Origin of the sequence: Saccharophagus degradans 2-40 (assembly GCF_000013665.1) — a bacterium.
Taxonomy (GTDB): Bacteria; Pseudomonadota; Gammaproteobacteria; order Pseudomonadales; family Cellvibrionaceae; genus Saccharophagus; species Saccharophagus degradans.
Window position 1 is genome coordinate 3,857,779 of record NC_007912.1, and the last position, 11,486, is coordinate 3,869,264.

Genomic DNA, 11,486 nt, shown 5'->3' on the forward strand with positions numbered 1-11,486 from the left:
AGAAATAAATGAACGAAAGGACTCCCATTACCGTCATTAGGCGGGTAATGGGAAGTTAAACCCAAATATTTACCACACTAAAATGGTGAATACACTGACAAACTCCAAATTCCTTTTACGAGAGCCAACAAGTGTTTGGGTTAACCTAAGGCTCTTTTAACTATTCCAACTATTAGCAGTAATTGACAGCACCCAGCGCTACAACCGCTGAGCGCCACCAATAAGACTGTAAATTAATTCACAACATCTAATTTCCAAATTTGGTTATTAGCATTACTGCACGCCCACTGCTGTACATTATTAGAGCCCTGATCTTCATCGAGGCATTTGTTTGAATGCGCAGCAGAAAGCGTTACTTCCATGGTAGCCCAGTTCTTAACATCAACCTTCCACGTCTGATTATTGCCACCATTACACGTCCACTGATGTACATTAGCGCCATTAGCTTGACTTACATCAGAAACATCTATGCAGACGTTAGTATTACTTAGCGGCCGAAGTAGAAGCCTATAGCCACCAAGATCAACAATTTTAAAACGCTGTGCACTGGAACCATTGCAAGACCATGTTTGTGCATTCGCCTCGGTATCGGGTGAACCGCCCGCTATATCTAAACAACGATTAGTTGCAGTATTTTTTAGCTCGTAGATACCGCTAATGCTTGGCGGATCTAATTGAACCGGTGCGTTAGGGGTTGTTTTTAAAAACCAGCGTTGGTTTATGTTTGAGTAACACTGCCACTGCTGAACATTAGATGAAGCCATATCTAGATCTAAACACTTCTCTGAGTTTTCTGCAGAAAGCTCTACTTCCATCGTAGACCAATTAATAACATTCATCACCCAAACTTGGGCCTTACTCGCATTACAACTATACTGCTGGATGTTGGCACCATCACCGGAAGCTGCGCCAGCCACATCTACACACTTATCGCTGTTAAGCGCCCGAAGCTCCAGTTTAAAGTCGCCCAGATCCGTTACAGTAAACACTTGGTTTGCAGCACCATTACAATCTGCAGCTTCAACATTGGCAGTGTTTGAATTGCTGTTAGCGGCAATTGCGAGGCATTTATTGTTTGCTTTATTTTTAATAAATACCGAACCAAACGAGCCAACAAAACGAGGGTCGGTCATTAATTGATTGAAATGAGGCCCGGCATTACCTGACTCTATATGGTAATTGGCCTCGTTATTTACCCACCCCTTATCAATATCAAACCAGTTAAACGCTTTTACACGCGGGTATTGATTGACTAGTGAATCACGGAATTCTGTCATCCACGTGCGCTTCGCTTCGTCATCATCTGATAGCGCCACTCCCATTTCGCCAACGACGATGGGCAACCCTGTACCCGCGAGTGCGCTATACCATGGGTCCATTAGGTTAGAAAAGCTGTTGCCGTAGACGTCGCCATAAATATCAATGCCTATCCAATCTAAGTAGCCCGGTATATTAATGTTATCGACTGTGTCTTGTATGCCGTTGCCACAAATATCTGCGCCAAACCAAACAGATGTACCAAATTCAACATTGTAGGCATTGTTTGCTCTAAATATATCAACCACATGCTTAAACGCTTGGCGCCAAGCCGGCCAACCCGCAGAATGCTTACAGGAAGGCGACCAGTCGTACCATGCGCCGTTCATTTCGTGAAATAAATCGATAACTATTTTTGTTTTTTCTTCCCGTAAACCTATGGCTAAATTTTCTATTAAGTCGTCGTGCTGACCGGCATTAATTTCAGATATTACATCTCTATCCGCTCGGGCATTCTGCCCATTGCCACCGTGCCAGCATTCACCATCTTGCGTTTGGCCATGGGCCTCCCAGTTTATGTAAGGGATACGACCTTGTGCCTTAATTCTTTCTACCTCTACCTTCCAGTTTTGATAGATATTGGGCGCTCCATCAGGTAAAAACCATTCGGGAAATATTTTCCCAAAGTAAGCATTGGTGTTGCCAAACCATTGAGAATTTTGATTCCACTCCCAGTGCTCGGTTTGTTTATCTCCACACGGATTGGATTCAGACCAATTGCGGTCTGTAAAAGCTCCCATATAAATACGGTCTGAGGCGGGCTCTGCTGCATATGTTATTGCGCTAAATGCAAGCACTACTGGTGCGAGCATAGAAACTAGAAAAGACTGATTACTGTTTATTTTTATCATTATTATCTCTTTACTTGTATTAGGTTTTACTAATTGATATTTCAGTCGTTAATATTGCTCCATAAAAAAACTATATTGATACTCGGCAAAGTGGATAGAATTCCTAAACATTCAACCCTAAGTAAATTGTTTGTATACCACTTAATTTGAAAACAAAGCGCCGCAATTAAAACACTTTGCAGCTCTGCCCCACCGAATATCAACGCCTAGTGTTAACTTGCCAGCCCTAGACCTGTGTAGAAAGGTCTAGGGCAACTATCAGCTAGTCAACTGCTTCAACACTCCACCAATTCATATTCCACTGGCCACCCAATGCATCAAAGCGCAATGTGTGTTCGCCGGCGGGTAAGGTGATAGTTGTACTTTCGGTTTGCCATGTTTGCCAACCGCCTGTAGCGGGTACGGCAACGGTATTTAGCACTTCATCATTTATAGATACGGTAAAGCCTGTGCTGCCCGGCTCACTCGCTAAGCGGTAGTGGATGTTATAGGTCGCCGCGGTATCGATTGTTACTTCGTATTCAAACCAATCGCCGGCATCTATAAAGCCAATATTAATACCGCCGCCGGTATCGGTAGTGTTTTCGGTTTGTAAGCCCATCATATCGCTATGAGCTTCTGCTTCTACTTTGCCAGGTAAATGCACGGCTACAAAGGTAGTGGCTACCTCTTGGCTGCGATAGCTTTCTGCCGTGTCTGTTACAGCCGTTACGGTGTAATAGAAAGTTTGCTCGCCATCTATGGTGCTATCCACGAAGGTGGTAGCTGTTACATTTTCAGCTAACAAGGTATAGCTGTTGCCAGAAATTGTTGAGCGATAAACATTGTAGCCAGTCACGTTGGCATCGCCGCTTGCGGTCCAACTTATTGTTGCTGCGCCTGCATCTTCGGCTAGCATTACGCCGGTAGGTGCGCCGGGCAGGTCAAACAAGGTTGGCGCTGTTTCGGCGGTCATGGCTGCACGCATTTCTTCGTGAATGTCGTACGGGGTAGTGCCAAAGGCTTCAAATAGATTTTCTATTTCTTCTATCGGTGCGGTTAAAAAATCTACCGCGGCAAATGGGCCTTCGGCTAATACATCGCTGCCATCAACCGGCTGGCTTTGCACTAAGAATATTTCTGCCCATGCACTTGCACTGCCGTTATCTTTAAATACACCAGAGAAGCTATAGCTTTTGCTGGAATCTAACGTTATAGCTTGGTACACGCCGCCGTTAATGGCTGCAGCACCACTCATGCGTAACACCGCGCCATCGCTACCCGTAGGCACACCTGCACCGGTGTAGTTGTAATCGATAATGGGCATTGCACTTTCGTACCACTCGGTCCAACCGGTACCAGCACCAAAGCCGCCATTCACAATTATTTCTTCGCCGGTTACATCGTCGATAATGCTGATGCTATCTAATGTTGCATCGAGGTTACCTTCGCAACAGGCGCCGAATTTAATCACTAAATAGTAGGTTTGCTCGCCTTCTCTATCGGGCGTAAAACCGGTGCGACTTACACCACATGCGTTGGCAAAGCTGCTATCCCAACCGGCACAGGCCCAAGTATCGGCTTTGGCCAATAAACCTAAACCGCGCTCGTTTGTTACCATGCCCCATGTGCCACCACCTTGACCGCCGCCACTGGTAATAATTTTGTAAGACCACGCCGTAGATGCCCAATCGAAACTCGCGTAGGTATCGTAAGTGGCACGTGTAATTTGCGCACCAAGTTCGGGGCCTAGGCCTGTCCACGGTTGAAATTCACCAATTAAAAACGGGGAATCTAATGCATCTAAGCGCGCATCCCATTCGCACACGCCGCTGGTGCCCGTTGGGCCACAGGTTAACCAGTCGCGGTTTACGTCGTAGCCTATTTCACCCCAACCAAAAATACCGGGGTAAAAGTGCATTTCGTAAGCAACATTGGTTTGGTTTACAGTTGCAGGGTTAGGGTACGCGTGAATACCTGAGTGGTGCCCTGGTAAAATAATTATTTTGTCGGCATCCACTTCGCGAATAGCATCGAATAATTCGATGGCTTCTACTGCGAGGTTTTCTGGTGTGGTGCCCCACGGCTCGTTTAGCACGCCGTAAGCCGCTACTGCGTCGCGGTCGGCATAGCGTGTAGCCACTTGCTGCCACAACCAGCGCGTACGCTCTTGGTAAGCTTCGCTACCCCAGTATTCATTAAGCTCAGCACAGCCACTGTGATGCTCCCACCCTTGTGCCCCTACGGCACCGTGCAAATCTAAAATTACATACATGTCGCGGGCTTCGGCCTGCTCAATGGCGTAATCAATGTACTGCCACGCATCGTCACGCAGTGTCATGGGGTTGTTTTCGTCTTCTATTAGGTTCCAAATAAACGGCAGGCGAATAACGTTCATACCGAACGAGGCGATAATGTCCCAGTCGCGATCGTTTATCCAATTATCGCGGAACAGATCCATAAGACGCTCGCGCTCAGCAAAGCCAAAGCGGTCGTCAAAAACAGCTTCGAGGGAGCATTGATCATTCACATCCTCAGAGCCTTGCTCCATCATCCAAAACTCTTGCAATAGCCAGTTGCCCAGGTTCACACCTTTTAACAACACTTGGTCGCCATTGGCGTTAACCCATTTAGTGCCATCGGTATGTAGGGCCGAGAAGTCGGGCTCTGGTTCTGGTTCTGGCTGCGGTTCTGGTTCTGGCTCCGGTTCAGGTTCTGGCTCCGGTTCAGGTTCTGGTTCTGGCTGCGGTTCTGGCTGTGGCTCTTCCACTACGGGCTTAGTGCCGCTGGAGCCTCCGCCACAGGCGGTAAGGTTAAATAGGCTAAGCAGTAGTAAGCTCGCCCCAAAGAACTTGGCGCTTGTTAACAGTGCGCGCAGTAGTTTTTCTCTCATGGTATTAGGCCTCTTGTACAGCGCCTGCAATTGCACTCTGTAATTACAAAGCTACGCGCTGTAATATTTTTTTATTGTTAGCTGATACGGCGCGGGGTAAGAACGGTATGCGCTCTGGCTATCAGTTGTGCCAGTGTGCGCCTCGGTGGGCCAAGTAGTCGTTCGTTTGGCCTTAAACGAACTTATTTGGTGACTTACTTGGTGAGAAACACCGTGCCACTAGCCACAAACGCAGCTAGTGGGCCTATTTCTGGTAGAGTAAGCAGCGCCCAAGCCCGCATCCAGCCTACTAATTTGGGCCTTTAAGGAGTAATTAAGCGTTGTAAATTACGCGCCCGCCAATGCTAATATATTGAGTTCGGGTAAGCAGCCAAACCCAAAAAGTCACAGATTTAACTGGGAAAAGAGTAAAAAATGGACAACCCAATAGAAGAAAATATACACACAGCAAGTGGCGCTCAGCCAACTGTTCGCTTTATCGGCTTTTGGCTGCGAGTATTAGCCCACGTAATTGATTCGCTACTTGTAATAGCCGCAACCTTGCCGCCACTTCTAATGATTTACGGCAACAGCTATTTAATTGGTGCCCATACGTGGGGGGTGTGGAACATTCTTATTGGCTATGTTCTGCCTATAGCCGCAGTGATAGTTTTTTGGCGCTATAAATCTGCCACACCGGGCAAAATGGTTATTGGGGCACAGGTAGTGGATGAAAAAACCGGCCTCGCCCCCAGCTACGGGCAATGCGTTATTCGCTACGTGGGGTATATAGTTTCTTTTGTTGGCTTGTGCTTAGGGTTTATTTGGGTGGCGTTCGATAAGAAAAAGCGCGCATGGCATGATTTAATGGCAGGGACAGTTGTTATAAGTAAGAAGAGCAAGACCTTAGCGGATAAAAGTAAAAAGCACCAAGAGTAGCCCCCATAAAACAAAATAAAATTGCGCGACCTCTGCATTACTGCACACGCATGAATATTTTATTTATTGGAGGAACCGAGTACGCAAATACTCTAGTGGCGAGCGCGTAGGCACGCGCTGCCACAACATCGCGGCATGTAATTGTTTCGTTATTATTAGTACGCTTTACAGGCGCGATAGATAAGCATTATTCCAATATTAACCAGCTAGCCAAACGTGCAGAACACACAAGAAAGCCGCAGGTATTATTATTTGTACACCACACGGTTAAGTCACTACTACCCAGCAGCTAAACCGTGCTTAATACTGGAATGCCGCGCAGTGTAGGCGAAACGTTTTACTAACAAAACCCGCAAACCCGCGAAATGCGGCACACCTCAAACTATGGGTCGCGCAAATGCTACATGTGTCTCACATTTCAACTAAGGAATGCATTTAATTATTCTTTAGGCGAGTTACTCAACTTTAACGCAAAACTTTTTATAAAATATTGCTTATAAAAATCACGTGTGAAGCTTTTTTTGTGCCTATTAATGTCAAAACTTAATTCGCTTTTCTAGAATTTATCAAGATATAAACGTGACTCACCGCAAGCTACGGCACTTGCAGTGGCATTCAACTTTAAGTTCCGCCAGAATTTTTAACCAGCGGGCGAATCACCACCGCTGCGTCTATATTGCGAAGGTGTAACCCCCATTTTCTTTTTGAAAAACGTGTAAAACACAGATTTACTATTAAACCCCACCATTAAATAGATATCTGTAATAGTCGTGTTTTTATATTCTTCGGATACAAGCATGCGCTTAGCTTCATCTACCCTATATTGGTTGATAAATTCATAGAAGTTCACACCAAAGTGTCGATTAATAACCATAGACAAGTCTTTAGGCGGGTAGCCCAAGCTGGCCGCTAGGTTATCGAGGGTGATATCTGGTTCCATAAAGGGTTTATCTTTAGCCATCGCGTCACTTATTTTGGCCGCAACAGCAGGGTTTAGCATGTGCTCTTGAAGCGGCTTTTTACTTGCCTCGGCCAAATGCACAGGCTCGAAGCTGGCAAAATAGCGAATACCGGTAAACACCAATAGGTTCACAAGTATAAACATCATGTAGTAGCCGCTTAGGCCCATCCACTCAAAAATTGCCCAGTGGAAACTTTCAAATAGGTTAATAACTTTGGTTATGGCTAGCACCATCTCCATGCTAACAATGGCTAACACACCCAATACCAGCATATGCACCCATGTAATATCCATTTTTTGCACATCGGAATGGGTGGATTCACGCAGCTTTTTATACTTACTTATAAGCACTAAGCACAATACGCAATACACCACGCGCATACTTTTAGCCATAAACTCCAGCAACACATAGCCATTGCCGTATACAAATTCTTCGCTGCGTATTAGGTAGTCGCGCTGCTCGAAGGGCAACCTATAAAAGGTAAGCAGCATAAAAACAATAAACATTAGTACCGGAATCAAGTGCCAAACATCGCGCTTTTTAAGCTCAAAATCGCGAAAAACCAGCGCTTTGATACACAAATACAGCAAAGGGCCATCCAAGTAGTAGGCCGCCCCGCCAATAAAATAAATACTGGGCATATGGTCGCGCACAATAAGCTTAAATTCCGCGCCCCACAGAATCATCTCGTGTACGGGTATAAAGGCATGGGCGAACAAAAAAGCCGCCAGAAAGTAGGTACTCTTAAGTTTGGCCTCGTTGGTGGCGACTAGCAGGCAAGCAAAAAACAAGCACTGCATGGCTGTCATCCAAAGGATTACATCGTGAAAATTAAATATGGTGAATCCCATCAGAGTCTAGGCCCGCACTTAGCTTGAAGGTGTAAAAAGCATTTAGGCTGCGATATTCGGCAGCCGTCATTGTTATTAGAACTTTAGAATATAGGAATCGTGTTCGGTGTCCAAGTGGTGCTTGCAAAGGTTTTTCTCTGGCTTGTAAGCCCCTGTTAAAAACGTGCTGTTTTACCACCCCCGCTAGCCGTTTTCTCCTTAACCCCCTCCCTTAATACCAAGTGCTGGCGTGCCTTTTTAGAGCTTGAATAGGTAGGGCGGCAAAAAAAGTAAGTAATGGCCAACATTCTCCAACAACACCCACAACCATATAACCCCTTGTTTTTATTAAACTTTCACCCGTTCGATTAAATACGTACAACACGTACGCCTAAATATTGGGGGTTTGTGGGTTCGAATTCCATTAGCAGAACGACGTGCCCTTGACGCTACGATAATGTGTGCATCAAGACGTAAGCAGCAGCCCATTGGGCCAGCTTAAATATGAACACCGCACACCCAGTGCAGGTTAGTAATATAAAGCACGTTATGAAGTTTTCCTCAACAGAACGGCTTTTCTAGCAAACGGTTAACAGAGTACGGCCTCTGTCATTGAGTTTTTCTGGGTTAGGTTACCTCAATGGCAACAGGTTTGGTTAATACGGCTGATAGACATTCCCCGCCTTTCTGTAACTCTTAGCTCCGTGGTTACCACGGAGCTTTTTTTAACCAATAATTTTTAACCAACAATTTTTCACCAACAAAACCATCAACCCGTTTAACCCCACCAGCACATAACAATAAAACCGTCTACTTTCTAACCAAACTTATAACACGGCTATTTTTGTATTTTGGCAGAGAGAAATAGATGAATAACACCATCAAAAACGGTTGACGCATTAGCCGCACCATTGCAGCCATAACTATTGCCATAGGTGGAATAAGCTCAGCAGCAAATGCAGAATAACTAGGCGATGCGCAGATAGAACAAAAAATCGACCTGCTTCTTAATAAAATGACGCTAACCGAAAAAATCGGTCAGCTGCAATTACGCGACTGGGGTATGTGCGGTGCAGATAAAACCGGTGGTTTTTTAAACGTTAACTTTGATGCCGTAGCCGGCAATATCACTGACGATTTACAACGTGTAGCAGTAGAAGATATAGCAGGCAGTGTTACACGGCCTATTCGCGAATTAAAAGGCTTTAAAAAAGTGAGCTTGATAGCTGGCGAGTCTAAAACAGTAAGCTTTACGTTACACACAGATGCACTGGCATTTCACAACTCAGATATGCAACGGGTAACAGAGCCGGGGGATTTTACCCTTTGGATAGCCGCACACGCGCAAACAGGGTTAGCGGCAAAGTTTGAAGTGACAGTGAAATAATTAGCAGTTGGCTTATATAGCGCTGTTTTTACTTAAAAGAAAAAGGGCTAGCTGTTCGGCTAAGCCCTTTTTTGGTCGATAAGTTGCGCGAAGCAAACTTACTCGGCGTTAACCTCTAATGTTGTGTATAAACCTAGACGCTCGGTATTAACGCCTTTTTCCGTGGCGTCTACTTTTATTTCTACTTCCAGCAAGTAAAAGCCAGCCTTATCAATCACCAATTCAAAAAAGCCTTTACTGTCGGTTGTGGCAATAATTAGCTCGCGGTCATTTCTATGACGGGTGCCTTCGCGCGTTAATTTTACTTCTGTACTTTCTGCAACCGGCTTTCCATTAGCCAACAATTGAATGGTGTGTTTTTCTTTTACGAATAGCTCATTGGGGTGGCCGCTAAACACCAGCTCCAGCCCATTGCCTGTTACAGCCAAAGCTGTTGTATTCAGGTCGTTTCTGGTTATGTAGGTTTCTACTCGGTTATTCACTTTCATAACCGATATATCTGTCGCCCCTTTCGGCAAACTCGCTTTTACCTGTTCCAACTTACCAAATTCACGCCCACGGTTGCCTTCTGCATCTTTAAAAAGCGTAAAGTAAATAGGGTTTTGCACTACGCCAACGCGGTAGGTACCCGATTGCGCTAACTCAATCGCTGTTGTGCTTTTTCTACCAAAGTTAATAAGTGCTTCGCTGTGGGTTATTTCACCGTTGGGCTGCACCACTTCTAGCTTTGTAGATTGCGCTAGCTGCTGTCTGAATGCAGCACCTGGGTCTTTGGGTGTTGGTTTTTTGGCGAGCTTTTCTCCAGCCAGTAATAGTGCAACATCTTTAAGGGGGACACCACCTAAGGCAAAATCTGGGTGGAATATATCGTTAGAAATACTTAAATCGATAGCGACCACTTCGGTCTCTTCGCCAGACAAAATAGTGTGTGTTGGCACCATCCAGCGGCTGTGCGCTGCCGCTTGCGTACTGGCAACGGCCAACAGTAGCACCAAGCTATGTTTAGCTATTTTACCTGTGGTATTAATTTTTGATTTTAGTATGTTTTGTATTAATTGAATATTCATTGCGCATTTACCTCAATAATAATTTCACCGAGTTCATTATCTGCAGCCACTACTTGACGACTAGACTGCCCCAACTGAATGTTCTCGCGCGCGTAGCTACGCCCACCTTCTTCGCGAGAGGCTTCCACATTTATTAAGTATTCGCCAGCTGGCAAAGGGTTACCCTGCTGATCTTTACCATCCCACTCAACAGTGTAAGTACCGGGCTTGCGCGTAGCACCCGAAACGCCATCTAAGTTTTCGTCTGAGGCACGGCCTAGCTTGCGCCACCATTGGCGAATATCTTTAAGCCAAGTGTCTTTTTCGTGCCACACGGCTAAAGTAATAATGCCTTCGCGCGAGGAGGTTTCTACCCAAACAGCAATATAAGGTTTGTGGTAGGGGTCTACATCTAATTTGGGCACGGTGAGCGTAACCACTACACTGCTTTTCGCATTTGCACTAGCTACGTTCTTATCGGCAAATACTTGCCCAGAAAAAAACACAGAAAGTACAAACGCAGCCATTAATCCAAGCCAACTATTACGCAGGTTTACTGCAATACCCTGCAGACTATTTTTACTGCAAACATTCATAGGTCTTCTCGTTGCTTATTACAATTACACGCCCGTAATACTGGGCACCCAAACAAAATAAATTATTACTGGTGTTGCCACCCCCAATGCGGTTACCCACAGGGCGTTAACGCGCTGGCGTTTATTTTGAAAAACTAAAATAAACCCGGTAATGGCAAACAGCACCATAAGCAGTGCCGACAAATCAATTACCCAAGACCAAGCACCACCTGTATGCCGCCCTTTATGTAGATCGTTCATTACCGCCAACACACTGCCCTTTTGATATTCCAGTAGCAGTGTTTCGTCTTCTACTAAGAAAATAGCCGAGGCATAACCCGCAGGTAATGAATAATCTAGAATAAGCTCGCCCGCATCTTCATCTAACTCCATACGATTAAACTGGCTTAAACCATGCCGCTGCTGCACATACTGCTTAAGCGCCGCGAGGGGTGGATTTTCGAATGGCGTATTTTCTGCTGCGAACAATTCAGAAAGTGCGGGGGTAAATGGAATTTCTTTGCTCTCATCACTCGCACTACCACCAAAGGTATCGAGATGATTTAAGAAAAAACCCGTTATACAAAAAAATATCAACAGCGCAAAAAGCGCTGTTGATATATAGATGTGAAGAAAGCGTGCGTAGATATAAATTGCCCTACGCAGCGCCGACTTTGCCGGTTTGGCATTTCGCCGTTTCATTTAACTGCACTACCCTTTCGGTTACG

At 45.4% G+C, this 11,486-nt stretch carries 8 protein-coding genes; 2 read left to right on the top strand and 6 right to left on the bottom strand.

The genetic code is table 11. From position 1 onward, the window contains the following. Window positions 1-233: 233 nt before the first annotated feature. Complete coding sequence (locus tag SDE_RS15830; RefSeq protein ID WP_011469495.1) at window positions 234-2,168, bottom strand: RICIN domain-containing protein; 1,935 nt, start codon at window positions 2,166-2,168, stop codon at window positions 234-236. Window positions 2,169-2,430: 262 nt separating this feature from the next. Beyond that, complete coding sequence (locus SDE_RS15835) at window positions 2,431-5,040, bottom strand: carbohydrate-binding protein (protein WP_011469496.1); 2,610 nt, start codon at window positions 5,038-5,040, stop codon at window positions 2,431-2,433. Between the two features lie 414 nt (window positions 5,041-5,454). On the opposite strand from SDE_RS15835, the gene SDE_RS15840 reads away from it, so the two are divergent. Further along, on the top strand, window positions 5,455-5,958 hold the full coding sequence (locus SDE_RS15840) for an RDD family protein (RefSeq protein ID WP_011469497.1): 504 nt from the start codon (window positions 5,455-5,457) through the stop codon (window positions 5,956-5,958). 640 nt (window positions 5,959-6,598) lie between these two features. On the opposite strand, the gene SDE_RS15845 is transcribed toward SDE_RS15840, so the two are convergent. Then, window positions 6,599-7,771, bottom strand: a complete 1,173-nt coding sequence (locus tag SDE_RS15845) for a helix-turn-helix domain-containing protein (protein WP_011469498.1) — start codon at window positions 7,769-7,771, stop codon at window positions 6,599-6,601. A 994-nt stretch (window positions 7,772-8,765) separates the two neighbouring features. On the opposite strand from SDE_RS15845, the gene SDE_RS15850 reads away from it, so the two are divergent. Beyond that, window positions 8,766-9,137, top strand: a complete 372-nt coding sequence (locus tag SDE_RS15850) for a fibronectin type III-like domain-contianing protein (RefSeq protein WP_011469499.1) — start codon at window positions 8,766-8,768, stop codon at window positions 9,135-9,137. Between the two features lie 98 nt (window positions 9,138-9,235). On the opposite strand, the gene SDE_RS15855 is transcribed toward SDE_RS15850, so the two are convergent. From SDE_RS15855 to SDE_RS15865, 3 genes are read right to left on the bottom strand one after another with little or no spacing between them, the layout of a single operon-like run. Then, on the bottom strand, window positions 9,236-10,204 hold the full coding sequence (locus SDE_RS15855) for a DUF4198 domain-containing protein (RefSeq protein WP_011469500.1): 969 nt from the start codon (window positions 10,202-10,204) through the stop codon (window positions 9,236-9,238). After that, window positions 10,201-10,779 (bottom strand): DUF2271 domain-containing protein, encoded by a 579-nt coding sequence (locus tag SDE_RS15860; protein ID WP_011469501.1) that lies wholly within the window; start codon window positions 10,777-10,779, stop codon window positions 10,201-10,203. The genes SDE_RS15855 and SDE_RS15860 overlap by 4 nt, the downstream gene beginning before the upstream one ends. Window positions 10,780-10,803: 24 nt before the next feature. Next, complete coding sequence (locus SDE_RS15865) at window positions 10,804-11,460, bottom strand: PepSY-associated TM helix domain-containing protein (RefSeq protein WP_011469502.1); 657 nt, start codon at window positions 11,458-11,460, stop codon at window positions 10,804-10,806. Window positions 11,461-11,486 lie beyond the last annotated feature (26 nt).